This window comes from Nocardiopsis sp. B62 (genome assembly GCF_018070675.1).
Lineage (GTDB): Bacteria > Actinomycetota > Actinomycetes > Streptosporangiales > Streptosporangiaceae > Nocardiopsis > Nocardiopsis prasina.
The window spans coordinates 16630-37951 of record NZ_JAGPXK010000031.1 but is presented as its reverse complement, the minus strand read 5'-3'; the positions used below and the strand labels follow the sequence as shown (position 1 = coordinate 37951).

Sequence of the window (21322 nt, the reverse complement as noted above, 5' to 3'; positions counted from 1 at the left end):
GCCGCGTTCAGCCGCGGCCCCGGCGGTGTCCCCTCACCCGGGCGTACCGGATATGACTACCGAAACGCCGGGATCGTTCCGTCACCCACCCAACCTTTTCCCGCCGTTCAGGAGAGCGTGCGCGCCTCGTCCACCAGCAGGACGGGGATCCCGTCGCGGATGGGATAGGCCAGGCCGCTCTCGTCGCAGACCAGTTCGTCGGTCTCCGGGTCGTGGCGGAGCGGGGCCTGGCTCTTCGGGCAGGCCAGGATCTCCAGCAGCCAGCCGTCGATCTTCGTGCTCATGGTTCTCGTTCCTCGTGTGGTGGCCGTGTCGGCGCGGGCTAGGTGCGGACGAGGGCCAGGACCTCGTCGCGCAGGCGCGTCACGGCGGAGTCGTCAGGGGCCTCGACGTTGAGTCGCAGCAGCGGCTCGGTGTTGGAGGCGCGCAGGTTGAACCACGCGCCGTCCGGCAGGGTGACGCTGAGGCCGTCGAGCTCGTCGACGGTCACCCCGTCCCTGCCCACGAACGCCGCGCGCACCGCGGCCATGCGACCAGCGGCGTCGGCGACCCTGGAGTTGACCTCTCCCGAGGCCGCGTACCGGGAGTACTCCTGCGTGATCTGCGAGAGCGGACGCTCGTCCGCGCCCAGGACACGCAGGACGTGCATGGCCGCGAGCATACCCGTGTCGGCCTTCCAGAAGTCCCGGAAGTAGTAGTGGGCGGAGTGCTCCCCGCCGAAGATCGCGCCGGTCTCGGCCATGGTCGCCTTGATGAAGGAGTGGCCGACCCGGGTGCGGACGGGCTTGCCGCCGCGCTCGGTGACGATCTCGGGGACCGCCGCCGAGGTGATGAGGTTGTGGATGATGGTGCCGCCGGGCTCGCGCTTGAGCTCCTGGGAGGCGACCAGCGCGGTGACCGCGGACGGGGAGACGGGTTCGCCGCGCTCGTCGATCACGAAGCAGCGGTCGGCGTCGCCGTCGAAGGCCAGACCGAGGTCGGCGCCGGTCTCACGGACCTTGGCCTGGAGGTCCACCAGGTTGTCCGGGTCCAGCGGGTTGGCCGGGTGGTTGGGGAAGGTGCCGTCCAGTTCGAAGTACAGGGGGACGACCTCCAACGGCAGGCCCTGCTCCAGGACGGCCGGGACGGTCAGGCCGCCCATGCCGTTGCCCGCGTCCACGACGACCTTGAGCGGGCGGGAGCCCGAGAGGTCGACGAGCTCGCGCAGGTAGTCGGCGTACCCGGGAAGCAGGTCCCGCTCGGTGACGGTGCCCTTCGGCCCCTCGTGGGCGTCCAGGTCCTTCGCGCCGGACAGGAAGTCCTCGGCGAGCCCGCGCACGTCGGCCAGGCCGGTCTCGGCGCTGATCGGCGCGGCGCCCGCGCGGCACATCTTGATGCCGTTGTACTCGGCCGGGTTGTGGCTGGCGGTGAACATGGCGCCGGGCAGGTCCAGGGAGCCGGAACCGTAGTACAGGAGGTCGGTGGAGCCGAGCCCGGCGAAGACCACGTCCACGCCCTGGGAGGTGACTCCGTCCGCGAAGGCACGGGCGAGTTCCGGCGAGGAGGGGCGCATGTCGTGGGAGACCACGACGGCGGGTCCGCCGGCCACCAGGGCGAAGGCGGCACCGATCGCTCGAGCGATGCCGGAGTTGAAGGTGTCCGGAATCACACCGCGTACGTCGTATGCCTTGAAGATGCTTCCGAGGTCAGCCACGTCTGCTCCGGCCAGGTCGATCCTGCGACGAATTCGGTACAGCGCCCCGTTGTTCGAGCGCCGTACAAAACTAGCAAGAGCGGACCGGGTCAGCCGTTCGGGTGGTGTGGCGGGCGTTGCTCACCCCGGTCGGACTTGACCACGCGCAGGTGACCCCGGCGCAACGTCTCGTGCCCCTCCCCCACGGGCTCACCGGGGGACGGCTCTTGGCGCGCGGGCGGCCGCGCCGCCTCACGTACGGCGTCGGCCAGGGCCTCCAGGTCGTCACTGCCGGGACCTCCTCCCGACGTCTCGACCGGAAGCCGAACGACATCCCAGCCACGCGGTGCGGTCAACCGTTCGGCGTGGATCGCGCACAGGTCGTAACAGTGCGGTTCCACGTAGGCGGCGAGCGGACCGAGGACTGCGGTGGAGTCGGCGTAGACGTACGTGAGCGTGAATACGGCGGGCTGCCTGCACGCGGTGCGGGAACAGCGTCGAACATGGCTCACAGCGTTTGACTGTATGCCTTTACCGAGGGACACGCCAGCATCGTCCCATGACCTGCACAGTTTTTGGGCGACTGTTCTTGACCCGGTGGGTCGGCGTCCCGATTCTTCCCAGGCGCCGGGACTTCGCGCAGCGCCCGTGATGGCTTAGTCTCGAAGTGTGCGACGAGTGCGCCTTTCCAGTGGCCAACCAGACAGAGTGCGGCGCCGGGACCGCCGGGGTCGAGGCATCCGCGGTCCTCTCGTGCCGTCTGACCTGCCTGTCTCCCGGAGCCGAGCGCAGGCCTTCGACGATCTCGTCCTCGACGCCGTCGAACGCCTGGAGCGCCTGTGGGCGCGTGAGCTGGCGAACGTCGACTTCCTGGTGGAGGACGTTCCCCCGGTCCCGCTCCACGGCGACCTCGCCGAGGCGATCCCCTTCTCCCGCCTGGAGAGCGACCCCGCCGGCCGGGCCAGGATCATCGTCTACCGGCGTCCGGTGGAGATCCGGACCAAGGACCCAGAGGAACTGGCCCTCCTGGTCCACGAGGCCGTCGTGGAGGAAGTGGCCAACCTCCTCGGAGTCGAACCCGAGTCGGTCGACCCGGAGAACTGATCACCTCAGGGAGTTCTCCAGCTCGTTCAGGCAGGCGCGCCACCCCACCGTGGTGCGCTCTGCCCACTCCCTGCCCGTGAACGTGTGAGCCAGCACCAGTCGGCCGTCACCCTCCAGGGTGAGGCGCAGCTGGTGCTCTCCCGTCTCCGGATCGAACTCCCGGAAGCCGAACACCCGCGGCGGTTCGACCTCCGTGACCACGGCCGTCGTCTCCCCGCCCTCCTCGTCCCGGAAGGCGATCTCTCCGCCGACCCTCAGGTCCAGTCGCTCGACCGCCATCGGGTACCAACGGTTCAGCCCCTCGGGCTCCGTGATGGCCCGCCACACGGCCTCCGCCGGGTACCCCAGGTTCCGTTCCACCGTCAGTGTCCACCGGTCGTCACCCAGCGACACCAGGTCCATCTCACCCATGACTCCCCCTCCAACCGATCCCTCTCCCCTCACTACCCACATCGCCCCCACCAGCCCCGCCACGAGAGCCGGTGGGAGATGTTCTCCGGTTGGCGGACTACCAGCGACGGCTCCACGGCCAGGGCACCAGACCCCCCACGTTCCTCTGGATGGTGAGCAGGCCCTCCAGGAAGGCCGTCAGCAGCGTCACGAGGTTGCCCTCCCGCCACCACCAGACCAGGGCGGCCACCCCGGCCAGCACGAGCAGGACGTGCAGGACCGTCCACGAGTTGCGGAACGTCCGGTAGACCAGCGGGATACCGTCCCTCATGCCGTTCACGCGGCCTTCCCCTCCTCTTCCGTCCCGGATGTTCGCGCCGACACCACGGCCAGCCCCGGGTCGGCCGAGCGCAGCACCCAGTCGAAGACCCGGACGGGGTGGGACGGGTCGGAGCCGTCCCGGGCCCCGAGCGAGTTCACCGCGAAGTAGCCGACGTTCCGGAAGTCGTCCTGGTCAATGCGCCGAACAAGACCGCGCGCCCCGTTGGCCCTCAGCCACTCCCGGACCGAGTCGCCCTCCTCGGGGTCGGGCCCGTCGGTGTCCGGGATCCGCTGGAGCACGTCGAGCTTGGTCAGGACGACCGCCAGGCGTTTGGCGTCCAGCGGCACCCTCGACGCCCGGAGCCGGTCGACCACGCTGGCGTAGGCGTCCTCCTGATCGCCTTGGGCGAGCGGGACCGTGTCCCCCTCGTTGGCCCGCCGAAGCCGCTCGCGCACTGCGGGAAGGGCCAGGGGATCGAGGATGAACAGCAGGGTGTCGGTTGTGTCGAGGTAGCCCAGGGAGCCCGACCGGTCCCAGTCGACGAAGTTCTCCCCCGCCGCGTCCATGAAGTGGACCTCGGCCTCGCGCCCCCGCACCGACAACATGAGCGGAACCCCCTCGGGCCGGTCGTCCCAGGCCGTCTTGGCCACCCTCCGACCGTTGGCGACGGCGGTGGCGGCGGCCCGTACGAAGTCCTCGGCTCCCGGGGAGATCGGGGTGAGCGTGCCCGAGAGCGACTCGACCTGGTGGGCCAGTTCGACCACACCGGCGGTCAGGAACTGGGTCTTGCCCGCGCTGACGGCTCCGATGACCGGCACCGGCAGGACCCGCCGAGTACCGCTTCCCTCCGGAGCGTCCTCATCGCAGAGGGGGCAGAGAGCGGTCAGCTGGCGGGCCGCCCTACTGACCGTGACCGGGATACGGGTTCCGCATCCGCACCGCCGATGGGAGACACCCAGGGGGCCTGGACGGACGTCGCGGTGGATCGCCGTGCAATCGGGGTTGGCGCACCGGTAGCTCGGCGTGAGCGTGACCCGGTAGCACTTGACGCAGCGGAGCTCGGCCTTCCTGCGCCGCTGGGCCAGGTGACCGGACCAGCGGTACACCCTGACCCCGAGCGTCTGGACGAGGTGCACGACCCCGCCGAGGAGACGCATCAGCAAGTACCAGGTCAGGACCGACACCCACAGGCCCAAGGCATATCCGGTGACGACCGGCAGAAGCAGAGCCCCGAGGATCCACGAGTCGAACGCGGAGCGAAAGGCGTCGCGACTGATCCGCTTCGCCGCCGCCAGGACGGCGTTGGCGTCCCGCTTGGCCTGGTAGGGGACGTAGATCGGCCAGGCGTAGTCCCAGCTGACCTGACCACGGGGCGCCGCACCGAGCACCCGTCCCGCCTTCACCGCCTCGGGTGTGGCGATCCCGGGTTGTTCCTCCTCCCTGCCCGCCAGGACGAACGGGGGCAAGACCACACCCCGGACGACACCGCCGACCAGGCCCACCAGGGAGGATCCGAGCCAGAGGACGAACACCCACGCGACGATCCGAAGGACGAGGGCGACGAGCGTCCAGACGATCATGATGACCAGGTAGATCACGATGATCACGGCGGCGATCGCCAGGCCGATCAGGAGCAGGATCAGTATGAGCTGCGGCATCTACTTCCCCCTCCCCCAGCCGAACGGATGGTTCGTCCTGCGCCGGTCTCCCGATCCGACCGGCCGTCCCCTGAGGTACCTGTCCAGTTCACTGCGGAACCGGAACCTGCCCCTGACCTCGCGGATCAGGTCAGGCTGCGAATCGGTGATCCCCGTCAGCGCGGCGTCGGCCGCCTCGGACACCTTCCGGTCGGGATCGGAGAGCAGCCGCAGGGCCCGGTCGACCACGCGCGGGTCCCGGCTTCGGTCCGCCTCGCGTTCCAGGTGGACCCGTATCGCCGCCGGCCCCCATGGGACGACCGCCAGGGCGAGCCTGTCCCGCCTCTCTCGATCGGCTCCGTCACGAGCGGCCCTCTCGCTCTCGGCCCTCTCCCGATCGTCCCCGTCCTGACCGACCGCGGCCTGGCCCTGGGAGCGCAGGAGCTCACGCCCGATGTCGTCCAGCAGGAGGGGGGCCATCGGCCGGAGCTTGAGCAGGTCCGTGTCGAGGGTCAGGTCCGCTTCGTCTCGGCTCTTCGCCCGCGCGGCCTCGAGGGTCCCCCGCGCCCGGAGATAGTCCTCGGACCATTGGGCGAGTTCGTTCAAGGGGGCATCTCTGAGAGCCTCCAGAAGCGGACCCCAGTCAACCTTCTCCGCCTCGGATCCCGGGGCGGGCGACAGGGCCTCCCTCAGCGCCGACCTCAGTTTGGACAGCAGGGAGTTGGTGAAGCCGTGACGGTGGACCCACGACGCCCACAGCGCGGGGTCGTCCCGCACCTCGGAGCCGCCAAGGGCCAGTTGCCACGCCTCCGCTGGGATCAGCAGGGAGGTGGCGATCCGCTCACGGCGTTCGGCGAGGGGCAGACGACTGATCCTCCCGGCCTGGATCCAACCGCGCAGGTCGGAGCTGTCGGTCTCCCACACGAGGAAGTCCCAGTCCCCACGGATCAGGGCGTCGACCGCCCAGCCCTCGTTCGCGTGGAAGGCTTTTCCGAGGCGCCGTGCGGTGGCCGCCGCCACCTCCGGGCCGCCGAGCCACAGCCGCCACCTGTCCCGGCCCAGCCCCGGGTCGGTGAGCCACAGCCCTGAGAGGGTCTCGGCGGCGGCCGCGCGGGCCTCCTCCGTCACCGGGGCGCCGATCGCTCCGGCCGCTCCGAAAAGGTCGGGCAGGCTTTCCGTCGGGGCCGCGGCGAGCACGGCGTCCAGGAACCCTCCGGCCGCCGAACGCTCCTCCTCCGACTCCCATTCCACGGGAACCCGCGCCCCGGAGAGCTCCCGGGCGAAGGAACCGGCGAGCGCGGGAATGGCGGTGAGCGCCTCGAGCACCGGCAGGAGGACGGCTCGGGCCACCTCGTCCAGCCCGAGGTCGTGCGCGTGCCGAACGGCCCGTCCCGCCAGGGCGAACTCCTCCGCCGTGGTCGGTCCGTAGGTGACGGCGGCCTCACCCAGTTCCTCCCCGTACAGGGCCAGGTCGTCCTCCATCCCGGCCCGCGCCAACCGCTCGATCGCCGAGACCGCGGTACGCCACGCACGAGCCCCGTCGGTCTCGGGGTCGGGTACACCGACCAGTCGGGCGGCGTCGTTGGCCAGTTGCGGGCCGAGCACCGTCTCCCAGCGCCGCGCGACCTCCACGGCGGTCAGGGCGTCGGCGGCGTCGTGTCCGGTGAACAGTTCGGCCCGAGCCCGCGCCACGTCGCTCGGCTCGATGTCGGGAACCGTGCGGTTCGCCAGGTCCAGGACATGGGCGGAACCGAGGTCGCCCCCGCCGAACTCGGGGCTGACCCCCACCAGGAGGGCGTCGACACGCCACGGGTCGTCCACCAACGCCCGGAAGTTGAGGGTTTGGGCGCGTTCGGCCTCCATGAAGAGCGTGCCCAGCGCGATCCAGCGCATCACCTGGTCGAGGTCGGTGTGCAGCAGCACCGCCTTGGTCGGTGTGGGCCCGAGGGCCGCGTCGATCATCGTCAGGTAGTGCGGGAGAACCCGCGTCGCCCACGCGTCGCCGGTGACCATTTCCTGGAGGGCGTCCACCTCGAACTCGGGGCGGACCTCCAAGGGGGTCACCCACGGGTCGGGATCGGGCCCGGGTGCCTTCTCCAGGGTCCACTGGAGGGCCCCGTAGAGCTGGGCGGGACGGTAGGGGATGAAGTCGTCCGGGTCGGAGGTGGTGATGACCTGGGTGACCTGGTTGCCGGGACGGCCGCTGTTGGTGATGCCGGAGGACCTGCCCCGGGAGAGGTAGCTGCGCCCGCCCCGGACCTCGAAGGCGCACGTGGGCGGGTGGTCGAGCGCGTCGTGTCCCAGGTCCCAGGAGGGGACCACCCGGTGAAGCAGCCCCTCCCGGATGCGCTGCTGGTCCACCCCGGTCACTCCCGGGGAGACCGCCTGGAAGTTGAAGCCGTCGACGCCGTCGACAGCCTCACCCGCCATGACGTCGGTGTAAGTTGCTGTCTCGAAGGCCATCTCACGCTCCCGTCGACGGAAGGAAACCGCGCGTCGCCATGAGCCAGAGCAGCGGTTCGGCGATGCGATGGGGCAACAGGCCGCGCTGGTTCACGCGCTGGGAGGCGTAGTCCGGTTCGGCGCCCAGGGCGGAGGCTCCGAAGAGCCGGAATGAGGTGTAGTTGTGCTCGAGTTTGCGGAGGAGTCCGGCTCCTCCCCACTGCTGGATCAGCAGGCCCACGTGGTCGTGCACGGTCTGTCCCTCGGACTCGTCGAACACCGGCCGCTTCGACGAGGGGCTGCGCAGCGGGTGGTCCTCCTCGATCTGGTCGAAGAAGGCGTCGATCTTGGACACCACCACCGCGATGGGCTGCTTGATCTTCTTCGTCCGCTTGACGTTCCCCGTGGCGCGCAGGACGGCGGTGATGGCGTCGATCACCTCCTCCGGGCCGGTCTCCATGTAACCCGCCCCCTTGTCCACCGCCCGTTTGTGGTTCTCCGGGAAGCCGAAGGGATCCAGCAGCAGGATGACCCCGGAGGTGGCACCCAGGTAGCGCTGGGTCATGGCCGCGTCGGTGGTTGCGAAGTCCTCACCCGCGTTGTCGTAGAAGGAGAAGACCGTGGAGGCGGTCCGGGAGGTCCCCAACGGTCCCTTCTTCGTGTACCGCCAGGAGTAGACCGCGGGTTCCTTCCTGCCGGTGCGGTTCTCCTGGGTCTGCCCGGGAACGGTCCCGCTCCCCTCGCTCATGAGCTGGTGGTAGACCCGCAGGTCCCGAGTGAGCCCGGACTTGCCGCCCGGGGCGTCGATGGCAGCGTCGAAGCGGTCGGCGACGGAGGTCTGGAGTTCGGCGTCCAGGATCGAGAGCATGACGGTCTTGCCCGCCCCTCGGACACCGACCATGCCGAAGAGGGCGGAGTCGGCACCGTATTCGGAGGGCAGGAGCGAATGGCACTCCGGGCACACCGGCGGCCCGGGCTCGGACCCGCAGTTCTCACAGTTGCCGGAGAGGCCGGGTTTGGGGACCCCGCCCAGGAGCGTGCCGGGCTTCTCCGACCCGATGACGGGCCAGTACCCGTTGGTGTCGTTGAAATGCCTGCCGCGAGCCGGGTCGGCCTTCTTCTCGCAGGGGGTCCTGCCGGCCGCGTGCCGCCCCGAGCACCGGTAGGCCAGCTTCCGGGGGTTGATCTCGGTGTAGCAGTACGGGCACGGGGCCGTCGTTGTGAAGAGCACTGCGCTCAGCCTCGCATCTGGCTTGTCGGGGGATCCTGCAACCGGGCGCCGCTGCCCGGTTCGACGAAGAGCCGCACCCAGAACGGGGTGGCGACCTTTCCCAGCTTGAGTTCGAAGGAGAGGGAACTCTGGTCGGTGAAGTCCAGTTCGCGGCGGTCCATCACGGTTCCGTCCGAGGCGCCACCCGGCATGAACTTCGCTTCCTTGAGGACCGTGAGGACCGGGATCCGCCCCCGGTACTCCGGGGACTGGGCGGTCACCCTGACGGTCCCCTTCCCGCCCATCCAGGAGCGCCTGACCTCCAGGGAGTAGCGCACCTTGGGCGTGGGTCCGCTCAACGCGACAGCGAGGGACGCGGACGCCCATTCCCGGTCTCCGGTCCGCACCACGGTGGCCAGGGTGATGTCGCTGACCGAGTCCGCGTCCGGGATGCGGACCCCGCCGCCGTCGTTGTAGACGGTTCGGGAAACCCTGCGGGTGGTTTGCTGACCGCCCGCCTTCCAGCCGACCTCGATCAGGTGGTCGCCCTCGGGCCACTCCCAGGACAGCCGGAGCTCGTCGCCCAGCCTCTCGACGGTCGGTGTCCTCACCTGCGGAGCCGAACCGGTGATCTGGGCGGTGCCGACCAGTCCGCCGTCACCGTCCACGGTCACGGGGACCAGGAGGTTGACCTCCGGAAGTGAATCGAACTCGCACGTGGTACGCCCGCCGCTCTCCCCTCCCGGGCGCAGGGTCAGCCGTCGGCCGCGCATGCCGGAGAGACCGGCCTGGGTGAGCCGGGTTCCGGACTCGACCCGCGCGCTGACCGGCAGGGCCCACAGCTCGACCGAGTAGCCGGTGACGGTCGGCCAACTGGCCCGGTGGGCCTCCGGGGTCGACTCGATCCGCAGGTCCTCCACAGCCTGGATGGAGCCCCGTGGTGTCGCGTAGGTGCTGACGGTGGCCGACTCCCGCCGCTGTCCGCCCTCCGTCAGGTAGACGGCGGCGACGGAGAACCGGTACCTGGTACCCAGAGTCAGCCCGGTGACGGTCATCCGACCGGGTGTCGTGGGACGGTGCGTCCTCTGGCTCCCGTCCGGGGCCGTCTGGGTCACGATCGCGCCGAGAGCCTCGGTCGGTACCCCCCACGAGAGCGACACCCGTGAGGAACCGGAGGAAGCCCCCAGGTCGAACGGTGCGGGTAGGACCTCACAGGTGTCCGTGGCCGGGGCCGAGTAGAGGGCACCGTCGCGGGTGGCGAACACCGAATAACACACCCGGGTACCGACCGGGGGCCTCTCATCGCGGAAGAGCGTGCCCGTGAAGCCGTTCGCGAGAAGCTCGCCGTCCTGGGGATTGGCGGGGACGCCATCGGCCGTCCGCACCACCGCGTAGCGGGCCGTTCCCTCCCCGTCCGCGCTCCAGGACACCACGAGAGCCTGGCCGTCCGCCCTCAACGACAGGTTCGCGGGGGGCGGGGGAGGCAGCCCCTGGAGCTGCCTTCGCAGCTCCTCGTCGCGGGTGTCCACGGCCAGGGCCTCCCGCAGGGCCGCCGCGGCGGCCGCGTAGTCCCCGGACCTGACCGCGGTCTCGTAGCGCGCGACGCTCTGGTTCTTCTTCCGCTCGGCGACCTCGACCCGCTTCGCCAGACGCTCCCGTTCGACGCTCTCCTCGCACTCCGGCCCGGGAAGGCTGTCGAGCAGTCTGCGCGCCTCACCCAGGGCCCCGACGGCCAACCGGTCGGCGACGTCGTTCGGGCTGAGGACCTTCGTGGAGGCGGACAGTTTGGTGACCAACCGCGCCGCGTCGGTGTGGTCCACGCCCCACTCGCACAGCTTCTCGTGCACGGTGACCCGCGGCAGACCACGACGCAGCAGGCCCTCGACCGCCTCGGCGAGGGAGCACAGGGCCAGCGCGTGCAGCTCGGCGGGCGAGGCACACTCGGCCAGGGCGGCCAGCCCGTTCTGGGCCGCCTGGCGGGCGCCCTCCTCGACCCGGGCCTCCTGCCGTTGCAGCAGTTCCTTGGCCCGGGCCACGTCGTCCGGGCCAAGGACCCGTGCGGGCTCGCCACGGGAGAGCTCGTCGACGACCCGGATCCCCTCATGCTGCTCGGGCCGGGTCACCACGTCCACCAGGGTCCGGAACTCGGGGAAGTCGGTCACCACGCGTACCGCCGGCGGCACCCTGACCCTGGGGACCTCGAAGTCGTCGGTGATCCGCACCCCGTGTGCCGAGAGCGCGTCGACCAGGTCGCTCCTGGCCACACCCGTCAGGCCGGTACTGGAGGCCAGCTCGGTGACCTGGTCGGACAGCACCACCTTCAGCGGGTGCTCCTGTGCCACCGCCCGGGCGAATCCGTCCAGCCGCGTCCGCATGGCGCTGGCCCGCGCCTTGGCCATCCCGGACCAGAAGGCGGGGTCGGTGACCGCCACGTCGGCCTGCCGCATCAGCTCCAGCAGCTTCTTCAGCAGCTGCGCGGAGCGTTTGTTCTTGACGATGGGGCTGTTGAACGCTGCCTCGAGACTGCCGAGGTGCTTCTCCAGTTCCGCCCCGGCCATCGAGGGTTCCACGGCGAACAGCTCGGCCATGTCCAGCCGGGCCAGAGCGGTGGCCCCGTCCGTCCCCTGGAGGTCCCGGATGGCCTGCTGGAGCACCGCCATCCGGTCCTTGTCCTTCTCCAGCGGGACGAGGACCGACTTCCTGTACTGCTTGGCGTCCAACGCCACCCTTGCCTCCAGTGCCTCCGGCCCGGCCTTGTCAGGAACGCAGCGCGAGGCCGGAGACCTGCTTGGCCGCCTGCTCGACCTCGTCCTGCGAGAGGACCGAGACCTGTGCCTCGACGTCGATGGTCCGGTTACCGGTGGGCTCGAAGGCCGTGACCCGGGCCAGCCCCTCGGCGGTCACCGTGAGGGTGATCTCGATCGGCGACTTCCTGGGCATGAGCGGGATCTCCAGCGACTTCTCCTGGAGGAGCTGGTTGTCCTCCGGGGACCGCGACTCGAGTTCACCGCCCTGCTCGTAGAGCCCGATCTCGACCTCGCTCTGGTTGTCTACGATGGTCCGGGCCGTGATGGGGTCGAGTCGCACGGGAATGGAGTCGTTGGCGTGTACGAGGAAGCTGATGAAGTCCTCGTCCTTGTCCACGTCGTGGAAGCGGACGCCGAGGCCGCGCGAGAGGACGTTGGTGACGCTGAGGGCCTTGGCGCCGCCGAGGAAGTACTTCTGCTCGGCGTCGGCCGCCACCGCCACCTCGGTGCCGTCAGTGGACAGGACCTCGTCCACGGCGGCCTGCCCGTAGATGGCGGCGCCCTTGGCGACAGCGAGGTCGAAGTCGCTCCGGGCCGGGTCCCAGCCGAGCTGGTCGCGCAGCGCGGTCTCGATCATGGGCATCTTGGCCGAACCGCCGACCAAGAGCACCCGGTCGATCGTCAGCCCCGGCGTCTTCCGCTCGGCGGTGTCCACGGTCCGCTGGGCGATCTCCAGGGTCTGCCCGACCAGGTGGCGTGTGGCGGCGTCGAACTCGTCCCGCGTGACCTCGACCTTCTCGTCCCTGTCCTCGTAGCGGCAGCGGACGGTCGCCTTCTCCCGCTTGGTCAGGGACCTCTTGGTCTCCTCGACCTGACCCAGCAGTTCGGCCTCGAACTCCTCGTCCAGCAGGGGGTCGTCGTCGCCCAGACCGGCCGCCTCAACGAACTTCTCCACGATCAGCTGGGAGAGCGCGGTGTCCCAGTCCGCTCCGCCCAGGGTCTTGTTCCCGTCGACGGCGACGACCTCGACCCGGCCCGCCTCCGCCCGCATGACCGTGGTGTCGAAGGTGCCGCCGCCGAGGTCGTAGACCAGGACGGTCTCCGCGCTCTCACCGCGGATTCCGAGCGAGAGCGCGGCGGCCACCGGCTCGGTCACGATGCCGACCACCTCCAGACCGGCGATCTGCCCGGCCTGCCTGGTGGCCTCCTTCTCCTTGACCCCGAAATAGGCGGGGACGGTGATGACCACCCTGTTGACGTCCTGCTGGCTCTCGCTGTTGGCCGTGTTGACCAGTTCCTTGAGGATCAGCGCGGACACGCTCTCCGGCGTGTACCTCTCGCCGTGGAAATCGAGGGGGTAGGGGGTACCCATGTGGCGCTTGATCAGCGAGCAGGCGTGGTCGGGGGCCGACCGCTGCACACGCTTGGCCTCCTCACCGACGACGATGTTGTTCGCACCCTCGAAATAGACCACGGAGGGGGTTGTCGGGTTGCTGTCGAAGTTGGGGACGACTTCGGCCTGCCCGAGATCGTTGATCCGAGCAATAGCGGAGTACGTCGTACCCAGGTCGATTCCGTACACGCTGTCACTCAACGTGGGACTCCTTCTTGGGAATTGGTCGTATGGCACCGCTCTGGGACCGTTCGCGGTCAGTGTCCGCGCCGGTTCACCATGACGGCAGCACCCTACTGAGGCGGCTGATACCGGTAAACGCTCACCTGTGCCGGGAGGAACACCCGGTCAGCGTCGACATAGGTGAATCCCTGGCGGAGGACGCGATGGACGCGCTTGTCCATTTTGGCGTCGCTGGTGGGGACGACGCGTGCCGCGTGGTGTTTCGCGGGGTCGAACTCGGCGGAAGGCGCGGCGGCCACGGATTCGACGTCGATGAGGCCGAGCGACTCCTCAATGGCGTCCATGAAGAAATCGAAGTCCTTCTCGGCCTTCTCCCCTCGTTCACGCGCCCGCTCCGCTGCCTCGGCCGCCTGGGCGTGCAGTCCCGCGAACCTGCGGAGCACGGGCTTGAGCAGGGCCTGGACCTGGTCGCCCTGGAGTTGCTCGATCCGGCCCTGCATCTGCCGGATGATCTGTTCCTGGGTCTCACTGCGGACGTGGAATCTCCGCACCTGCTCCTCCAGGCCGCCGACGGCCGCCACCACTCCCCCGTGCGACGTTTCCGCCGCGTGGGAATCGGCGGGAACCTCGACCGCCTCCGTGGGTTGGGCCGCGCCCTCCGAAACCTCCGGGATGCCGGATTCGGTCTCATTCTCCGGGGGCGACGGTGAATCGGAACTCGGCGCGATATCGCTGGCGACGGGATCTACATCCGCGCACGGAGGACCAAAGTCCCCGGTCAACGATTCACCCACGAAAACCTCCCGACGCGTCCGGCTCAGATCCGGGCCAAGTATGGCAGACGCCGATTGGCTGTTCCGGACGTTTCCGTGACGCACTGCCACCACCCCGACTGGGCCTGGGAGAATTCGGACAGGTCACGAATGGAAGACTCGGGGCCGACCGTGAAAGGGTCGACCCCGAGAGTGTTTCCGTGCTTTGAGTGGTTTCGGAGAAGGCAGGATCAGGGGACGATGCCGGTCACGCTGTCCCGGACGACGGGGAGTTGGACCAACACCGGCGCGGGGGTGACGGGCAGGACACTGAGGGCATCCCCTGAGCGCAGCACGCGGGCGGCGTAGACCGGGCCGGAGCCCTCCAACAGCTCCAGGCGGACCGCGTAGCCGTCCTCGGGGTCGGCTCCCGAGGGGACTCCCCAGCCGTCGGTGTCGGTGCCCAGGACGTGGGTGGTCCCGGCGGCGACCTCGGCGCGGACGGCGTCGCCCATGCTCCCGTCGGCGGCGATCGGGGTGGCCACGACTCTGGCGTCCTCGTCGAGGGCGCCCAGGACCAGTTCCATGTCGGTGTCCTCGGGCATGTCCGGGATGACAGCGGTGGTGTCGAGGGGCCCGGTGAGGGGGTCGACGGCGGCCGTGTAGGCGGTCTCGACGACCTTCCTGCCGTCGACGGCCTCAGCGATCACCCCGGCCACGACGGGACCGTCGGCCTCGACGACGACGGTTCCGGGGGCCTCGGAGAGGGCGCTCTCCAGGGTCAGCCAGGCGGACGCGGCCGGGGGGACGTTCAGGACGAGGTGCTCCTCGTCTGTGACGTTGGGTTCCTCGGTCACCACACGCACGCGGGCTTCGACGGGCTCGTCGCCGGGGGCGGCCACGAACAGGCGGCGGGTCCCCTCTCCCCCGGGCACTCCGGGGATCACCTGTTCTTCGTCGGGAGAGCGGGTGGGCGGGACCCAGTCGCCGCTGCCGGATGAGTGTTCGGCGAGCAGCGATGCCGCGACGCGGCCGGTGCTGGTGCGCACGTGGACGCCGAGGGAACCGGTGTTCTGGATGAGCTCGGTGACGTCGAGCTCGGTCGACTCCCCCGGCCCGAGGTGGATGCCCCTGCTCTCCGAGGAGTAGGAGGGGCCCTCCATGGTGTAGATGTCGACGCTGACCGTCGCCCGGAAGTCCTCCGGGTTGGCCAGGTACACGGTGAGGGTCTCCAGGTCGACGTCGTCGGGGTCGTCGGCGCCGGGCAGGGCGAACCAGGTGCCGATCGACGGCGCGGCGCAGCGGACCTCGGTGATGGCGTCGTCGGAGACGGTGGTCTGCGCCGAGTCCAGCCCGGACGCGAGGGAGCCCTCGGCGTGCAGGGCGGTGGGCTGGGTGGCGTCCCCGGTGTCGGTGCGCCAGACGCGGCCGGGTTCGGTGAGCTCCTCGCCGAGCGTCTCGGTGTCGGCGCCGCCCTCGTCCACCTCGGCCAGGGGGACGGCCCACAGCTCGCCCTCGTCGTCGCGGCTGACCCGGGGCGCGAAGGCCGCCACCGAGCTGTCTGCGTCGTCGGACGACTCGTGTGGCGCCGGACAGACCCGTGCAGCCAGGTCCGGGCGGACGGTGTCGGGCTCGGAAACGCCGAGCTCGGCGTTGACCGGCCGGATCACGAACGCCACCCCGAACAGGGCGAGCAGCGCCAACGCGACCAGCCCGAACAGGGCGAACCGGTTCTCCACGATCAGTCGCATGTCCTACCCCTCGTCCTCGGTGCGGCGCCTTACGGAGGCCCGGCGGGTTCCGGCCCTTCGTGTACCCCTCGTCCCCCGGCGCTTGCCTCGGACGACCGGGATGGATCCGGTGGTGGTCGGCCCCGGGTCGGGTTCCGGGTTCTCCTCCGGGACGTTCGCGTTCTCCGGAGCCGCGCGGCGGGACCTCCCCGAGCGGCGGGGACGACGGGGCCGGGGCATCGGGGTGGCCTCGATGAGTCGGCGCTCCTCCTCCGTGCGCACGCCCGGGGCCGCGAGCACCGCCACGATCAGCAGCAGCACCCCCTGGGTGATCCGCCAGGCGGTGTGCACGAGGTCGGTGTGCCACACCCGGAGTTCGCCGCCCTGCACCGGAAGGGCCCAGGCCTGCGTCCCGTTCTCGGTCTCGACGGGGGTGAGGTCGGCGCCGTCCAGCGTGGCCCGCCATCCGCCGTCGGCGGGTTCGGCGAGGGCGAGGCTGCGGCCGGTGTGGCCCCCACCGATCTCGGCGGTGAGGTGGTCGGCGGGGCCCTCCACCCGGAGGGCCTCGGCCTCGAGACCGTCCTCGGAGACCACGCGCAGCGCGCCGGTGGGTTCGGCGATCCGCCAGAGACCGTACTGGTTGGACAACGACTGCCTGCCGAGCCCCGGGGTGCCGTCGAGGGTGTCGACCATGGTCGCGTCGGCGGGCCCGCCGAGCTCCGGCCGGGGGTAGAGCACGTACTGGATACCGTGGTCGAGCAGGGAGACCAGCTGGTCGCTGCCCTGGCCGGCCGCGAGTTCGGCGACGGCCTGGTCCATAGCGGCGCGGTTGGCCGGTTCGGGCACGATGCGCTCCTCCCCCAGCCGGGGCTCGCGCCCCCGGACCACCACGTAGTCGACGCTGCCGTCCTCGGCGGGGGTGACGATGACCGTGCGGGGTTCGGTGCCATCGGAGCTCACGCTCTCCAGGGCCCCGGGCACGGCGCGGGGCGCGTTCGCGGTGACCGGCCCGTCCACTCCCTCCCACATCCACAGGGCGGCGGCCGAGACCGGCGTGGCCAGCGCGAGCAGGGCCACGGCCAGCGCGAAGTACCTCCGCAGGCCTCCGTGGCGGATCATGTTCCCGAAGGCGCGGGCTGCGGTGGCGGCCGTCAGGAGGACGGCGGTGGAGGCGAAGGACAGGGCGACGCCGGGCCAGACCTGCGCGGGCGGGCCACCGAAGTAGGGCTCGATGACGATCCGGCTGGTCAGGACGGCGACGAGCATCCCGAACAGGGCCAGGCTCCAACCCGCCGCGACCAGCATGCGGTTGCGCAGCAGCAACAGGGAGCACAGCGCGGCGGCGATGAACCCGGCGGTGACCCAGAACGGGGGCGTTCCGGGGCCTCCCGGAGACAGCATGAGCAGTTCGGTGGGGGTCGCCCCGGGGTTGGACAGCTCGGGCCGGTGCAGCCCCGCCTCCAGCAGCCACAGGCTGGGGTGCCGCAGGAGTTCGAGGGTCCAGGGCATGAGGAGCACGGCGGGCGTGCCCAGGCTGATGGCCACGCTGACGAAGATCCGGCGGCCGAGGTGCCCGAAGGCGAACGCGACCAGCACCCCCGTGACCAGGCACAGCAGCCAGACGATGGGCACGAACGCGGTGGCCACTGTGAGCGCGAGGCCCAGCCCCCAGGCTGCCCTGCGCGAGGGTTTGGGCGGCATCGAGACCAGGCGGACCAGCAGCAGTCCGAGGATCGGCAGCAGCGCGTGGACGAGGGCGGTGCCCAGCCTGCCCTGCGCGACGGCTCCGGTGGCCATGGGGAGCAGGGCGTAGGCTCCCGCCATCCACAGGCGTGCCGGGCGGAAGCGCAGCACCTCGCGTGCGAGTAGGTAGGAGGTGAGTCCGGCCAGTGGGACGCACCCGAGGAGGATCACCATGACGGCGATCCACGGCTGGCCGAAGGTGAGGGTGGACAGCAGCGCGAGGAACCCGACGTAGGGCGGGACGGCCCCGGCGGAGCCCACGCCGCTGTCCGGGTGTCCCGCCAGATAGAGGTTCCACAGGTCGAGGGCGTTACCGGTGACCGGCGGCAGCGCCCCGCCCGCGAGCATCCCGCCGAGGAGGAGGGAGCGTTCGGCGATGATCGTCACCACTGTGAGGCCGATGACGAGCAGGACCCCCGGTTGGAGGACCACGCGCCGCAGGAAGGACGTGGAGTCGTCGGCGGGGCCGTCGTCCTCCTCACCCGGTGGCGCGGTCACCGCCTGGTGGCGCCCTGCGGTGTCGGTCATCCGTTCCCCGGTGAGGATGCCGGTGACCGCGTCGGCGAACTGCCGCATGGCCACACCCCGGGCCAGGAACGGGCGGATGGCGCTGTAGGTGCGGCGGCGGTCGCGGCGGCGACGGAACCGGGCCCGGGCCAGGCGGAACGGCCTGCCGTAGACGAGGGTGATCGCGGCCGCCTCGTCCAGCGCGTTGGCCGGTTGTTTGATGAGCAGGTACATGACCACGCGCAGCAGCGAGCCGACGGAGTTGCGCAGCAACGCGAACACCATGCCGCCGACGGGCAGGTTGGCGAGCAGCACGAACACGGCGTGCCTGCGGTCCACACGGCGGGGGTGGTTGCGGGTGGCGGTGATCCGCCTGCGGCGGCGGGCGGAGGCCTCCGCGTGGTAGGCGACGGCGTCGGTGACCAGGCGCACCCGGAGCCCGGCCCCGCCCACACGCCAGCAGAAGTCGATGTCGTCGCGGAACAGCGGCAGCGCTGGGTCGAACCCGCCGAGGCGTTCCCACACGTCGCGGCGAACCAGCATGCCCGCGCTGGAGACGGCCAGGACCTGGCGGGTGCCGTCGTGCTGCCCGTGGTCGAACTCGCGCTGTTCGAGGCCGGTCTCGCGGCGGCCCGCGCCGTCGATGGTCACGCCCGCCTCCACGAGGAGGCGGCGGTCGAACCAGTCGCGGAGCTTGGGCCCGAGGACCGCGCTGCGGGGGTCCTGTTCGGCTGCGGCGAGCAGGTGTTCGAGGGCGTCCTTCTCCGGGGTGAGGTCGTCGTGGATCAGCCAGATCCACTCCGTGGCGTCGTCCTCGAACCCGTGCACCTCGGTGGTGGACCTGGGCAGGTCCAGCGCGGCCTTGACGGCGTCGCCGTAGCCGGTGCGGGCGGGCAGGTCGATGACGGCGTCGGCCGGGAGGTGGTCGGCGAGGACGTCGGGGCTGCCGTCGGTGCTGCCCGTGTCGGCGGCCACGACCCGCTGTACGGCGCGGGTCTGGGCACGGAGCGCGGACAGGGTTTCCGGCAGCCATCGTGAGCCGTCGTGGGACACGATGACCGCGGTGACGACGTGGCGGGCGGAATCCAGGTCAAGCACGGCTGTGGTCGGTTCTCTCCGGGAGAAGGGGCGGGCCCGTGCGCGGGCCCGGGGTGTGCCGACCGGGGCGGTCGGTGGGCGCCTGTGCGCGCCGGGGCGGTTCGCGGACGCGAACGCGGGACATCACGATACGCCACCCCGCACCATTACGGATCATTTTGGTCGGGGGCGTGAGGGTCTCCCATAGTGGCGCATTCGACACTCAGCGGACCTGTCGGACCAATCCTGTCCAAGGGCCCGAAGGGTATGGACCATGAAAAAGGCGCGCCCGGGCTCGTGGCCCGGACGCGCCGTGACGCGTACCCCTACAGCATGTCCGCCAGGAAATCGAAATCTCCCCCGGCGGCCTTCTTCAGCCTTCGGCGCTCGCGCTCGGAGAGTCCCCCCCAGATGCCGAAGCGCTCGTCGTGCTCCAGCGCGTATTCCAGGCACTCCGCACGTACCTCGCACGACTGGCAGACCTTCTTAGCCTCCCGGGTCGAGCCGCCCTTCTCGGGGAAGAACGCCTCCGGGTCGGTCTGCGCGCACAGGGCACGTTCCTGCCAGCCCAGATCTTCGTCCGAGCCGTGCGCCAGCGGGATGACCTCGCTCATGCGCACCTCCTGTTGCCCCCCAATAGATGTACCCGACCCTTTTCGTCCCCCGGGTCGGGCGAAAATCCCACATTGGAATTACACGCGCGCGCATCACTGTGAGTCAAGCGCACTGCGTGGTAATCCACTGAATATCATGTAACCCACCTCCAACGGCAGGCCCGCGATGTCCGTCTTGTGGATTACCACGCAATTCACGTACCTTCCCAAGGCGTGGAGAGCGTGGCGAACCGAGTCGGTTCAGCGCTGACCGTCGGTGCCGTACCAGTTCTGCTGACCGTCGGTTCCGCCCTGTCCTTGCTGGTCAGAGCCGTATCCGGAGCCGGAACCGTACTGGCTGCCGTAGGTGCCGCCGCTCTGGTCGGCCGCATCCGACCCATTGTTCTCGCCGGAGTTAAAGAATGGTTCAACTCCGGGGTCGGCCTGGGCTTCCTGCCCCTGCTGACCCTGGTCCTGGTACCAGCCGTTGGCGATGGCGTCCTGGGCCTGCTGATCCACGGCGGGCTGCGGCGCGTACTGCGAGGGGTCGTAGGCCTGGCCGTAGGACTGCTGGGCGCCGGTCCCGTACGCCTGCTGCTGAGCGGCAGCGTCCTGGCCGTAGGCGGCCTGCTGACCGGAGGCGTCGTAGTTGTACGCCTGCGGCTGGCCGGAGGTGTCGTAGCCGTAGGCCTGCTGGGCGGCGGGGTCCTGGCCGTAGGCGGCCTGCTGCTGGGCGGCGGCGTCGTAACCGTAGGCCTGCTGGGCGCCGGTCCCGTACGCCTGCTGCTGAGCGGCAGCGTCCTGACCATAGGCCGCCTGCTGACCCGAGGCGTCATAGCCGTAGGCGGCCTGCTGCTGGGCAGCGGCGTCCTGACCATAAGCCTGCTGGGCGCCGGTCCCGTACGCCTGCTGCTGAGCGGCAGCGTCCTGACCATAGGCCGCCTGCTGACCCGAGGCGTCGTAACCATAGGCCGCCTGCTGCTGGGCAGCGGCGTCGTAACCGTAGGCCTGCTGCTGGGCAGCGGCGTCCTGGCCGTACGCGGCCTGCTGCTGGGCGGCGGCGTCATAACCGTAGGCCTGCTGGGCGGCGGCCGGGTCGGTGGACGGGTAGCCCGCCGGGGCGAAGGACTGCTGCGCACCGGTCGCGGGCGGGAACGGCTGCTGGTTGTACATCTGCTGCTGCGGCTGCGCCCGGGGCACCACGGTGGGGTCGTTGAAGATCTTGATCAGGTAGAACCCGAAGAAGCCCAGCACCGCACCCTGGGCCGCGCGGCCCAGGAACCCGGCGAAGACGATGCCGCCAGCACCCGGCGGAATATCGATGAAGCCGCTGATCAGGGCGATCAGCCAGAAGAGCAGACCGACACCGACCAGGATCATCGAGGTCAGGATCACAGGGAAGGAGTTGGGGCGGGTCCGCTCGCTGGTCAGTACCAGGCCGACCACGACCACGAGCAGGAGCGTGACGGTGAATCCGAAGAAGTCGCCACCGTTCGCCACCATCGCTCCGGCGAAGCTGGACTGCGGTGATGCGCTGGAGCCGATGATCACCGAGATGAGCCCGGCGAGCATGTGGACGCCCAGGGCGCCGAGCAGGACCCAGGCCCCGGGCAGGCGCAGGCGGTCGAGTGTTTCGTTGTTCAAGAGAGGTTCCCCTCTGCTGCTTCGCCGTCGCGTCGGAGGAAGCTTGGCAATCGTCGGGCTGTTGGGTGGATCGGCCAAGGCGCGCTCGAGAGGCATGGGGACAGCGAGCGCGGGGCCGATGAAGTGGGATGGCGACCACCGTCCGATGGTTCACACACCGTCGGTACCGGAAGGGT

General features: G+C 70.3%; 16 protein-coding genes. 1 reads left to right on the top strand and 15 read right to left on the bottom strand.

Features of this window, described 5'->3' with window-relative positions; translation table 11 throughout:
• Window positions 1-107 precede the first annotated feature (107 nt).
• The 3 genes from KBX21_RS23235 to KBX21_RS23225 all read right to left on the bottom strand — a co-directional run bounded on the left by KBX21_RS23235 (window position 108) and on the right by KBX21_RS23225 (window position 2184).
• Entirely contained in the window at window positions 108-284 is a 177-nt protein-coding gene (locus KBX21_RS23235; protein WP_017542448.1) for a Trm112 family protein, read from the bottom strand.
• A 38-nt stretch (window positions 285-322) separates the two neighbouring features.
• Window positions 323-1693: a phosphomannomutase/phosphoglucomutase gene (locus KBX21_RS23230; protein ID WP_210843702.1), complete on the bottom strand. Its 1371-nt coding sequence runs from the start codon at window positions 1691-1693 to the stop codon at window positions 323-325.
• An 89-nt stretch (window positions 1694-1782) separates the two neighbouring features.
• The gene (locus KBX21_RS23225; RefSeq protein WP_049578659.1) at window positions 1783-2184 is read right to left on the bottom strand and encodes a DUF3499 domain-containing protein; all 402 of its coding nucleotides are present in this window, start codon (window positions 2182-2184) and stop codon (window positions 1783-1785) included.
• A 196-nt stretch (window positions 2185-2380) separates the two neighbouring features.
• On the opposite strand from KBX21_RS23225, the gene KBX21_RS23220 reads away from it, so the two are divergent.
• Entirely contained in the window at window positions 2381-2776 is a 396-nt protein-coding gene (locus tag KBX21_RS23220) for a metallopeptidase family protein (protein ID WP_026128887.1), read from the top strand.
• Here KBX21_RS23220 and KBX21_RS23215 read toward each other — a convergent pair whose 3' ends face one another.
• The 12 genes from KBX21_RS23215 to KBX21_RS23160 form a co-directional block, all read right to left on the bottom strand.
• Entirely contained in the window at window positions 2777-3187 is a 411-nt protein-coding gene (locus KBX21_RS23215) for an SRPBCC domain-containing protein (RefSeq protein ID WP_049578664.1), read from the bottom strand.
• 97 nt (window positions 3188-3284) lie between these two features.
• Entirely contained in the window at window positions 3285-3497 is a 213-nt protein-coding gene (locus KBX21_RS23210; protein WP_247666216.1) for a hypothetical protein, read from the bottom strand.
• Window positions 3498-3502: 5 nt separating this feature from the next.
• Window positions 3503-5146, bottom strand: a complete 1644-nt coding sequence (locus KBX21_RS26995) for a hypothetical protein (protein ID WP_210843698.1) — start codon at window positions 5144-5146, stop codon at window positions 3503-3505.
• Window positions 5147-7588, bottom strand: a complete 2442-nt coding sequence (locus KBX21_RS26990; protein ID WP_210843696.1) for a hypothetical protein — start codon at window positions 7586-7588, stop codon at window positions 5147-5149.
• A gap of 1 nt (window position 7589) precedes the next feature.
• Window positions 7590-8798: a hypothetical protein gene (locus KBX21_RS23195; RefSeq protein ID WP_017542440.1), complete on the bottom strand. Its 1209-nt coding sequence runs from the start codon at window positions 8796-8798 to the stop codon at window positions 7590-7592.
• A gap of 5 nt (window positions 8799-8803) precedes the next feature.
• Entirely contained in the window at window positions 8804-11503 is a 2700-nt protein-coding gene (locus KBX21_RS23190) for a hypothetical protein (RefSeq protein ID WP_210843694.1), read from the bottom strand.
• 31 nt (window positions 11504-11534) lie between these two features.
• The gene (locus tag KBX21_RS23185; RefSeq protein WP_210843691.1) at window positions 11535-13118 is read right to left on the bottom strand and encodes an Hsp70 family protein; all 1584 of its coding nucleotides are present in this window, start codon (window positions 13116-13118) and stop codon (window positions 11535-11537) included.
• Between the two features lie 92 nt (window positions 13119-13210).
• Window positions 13211-13894, bottom strand: a complete 684-nt coding sequence (gene grpE / locus KBX21_RS23180; RefSeq protein ID WP_307869258.1) for a nucleotide exchange factor GrpE — start codon at window positions 13892-13894, stop codon at window positions 13211-13213.
• 209 nt (window positions 13895-14103) lie between these two features.
• Complete coding sequence (locus KBX21_RS23175) at window positions 14104-15603, bottom strand: DUF5719 family protein (RefSeq protein WP_210843689.1); 1500 nt, start codon at window positions 15601-15603, stop codon at window positions 14104-14106.
• A gap of 3 nt (window positions 15604-15606) precedes the next feature.
• Window positions 15607-18930 carry a glycosyltransferase family 2 protein gene (locus KBX21_RS23170; RefSeq protein WP_049572151.1) on the bottom strand — a complete coding sequence of 1108 codons (3324 nt, stop codon included), beginning with the start codon at window positions 18928-18930 and terminating at the stop codon, window positions 15607-15609.
• A 305-nt stretch (window positions 18931-19235) separates the two neighbouring features.
• The gene (locus KBX21_RS23165) at window positions 19236-19523 is read right to left on the bottom strand and encodes a WhiB family transcriptional regulator (protein ID WP_014908913.1); all 288 of its coding nucleotides are present in this window, start codon (window positions 19521-19523) and stop codon (window positions 19236-19238) included.
• Window positions 19524-19763: 240 nt separating this feature from the next.
• The gene (locus KBX21_RS23160; RefSeq protein WP_210843686.1) at window positions 19764-21146 is read right to left on the bottom strand and encodes a hypothetical protein; all 1383 of its coding nucleotides are present in this window, start codon (window positions 21144-21146) and stop codon (window positions 19764-19766) included.
• Window positions 21147-21322 lie beyond the last annotated feature (176 nt).

Excerpts from the sequence above, each read along its gene's own strand:
- KBX21_RS23235 (WP_017542448.1), bottom strand. The coding sequence starts at position 284 with ATGAGCACGAAGATCGACGGCTGGCTGCTGGAGATCCTGGCCTGCCCG.
- KBX21_RS23215 (WP_049578664.1), bottom strand. The coding sequence starts at position 3,187 with ATGGGTGAGATGGACCTGGTGTCGCTGGGTGACGACCGGTGGACACTG.
- KBX21_RS23210 (WP_247666216.1), bottom strand. The coding sequence starts at position 3,497 with ATGAGGGACGGTATCCCGCTGGTCTACCGGACGTTCCGCAACTCGTGG.
- KBX21_RS26995 (WP_210843698.1), bottom strand. The coding sequence starts at position 5,146 with ATGCCGCAGCTCATACTGATCCTGCTCCTGATCGGCCTGGCGATCGCC.
- KBX21_RS26990 (WP_210843696.1), bottom strand. The coding sequence starts at position 7,588 with ATGGCCTTCGAGACAGCAACTTACACCGACGTCATGGCGGGTGAGGCT.
- KBX21_RS23175 (WP_210843689.1), bottom strand. The coding sequence starts at position 15,603 with ATGCGACTGATCGTGGAGAACCGGTTCGCCCTGTTCGGGCTGGTCGCG.
- KBX21_RS23165 (WP_014908913.1), bottom strand. The coding sequence starts at position 19,523 with ATGAGCGAGGTCATCCCGCTGGCGCACGGCTCGGACGAAGATCTGGGC.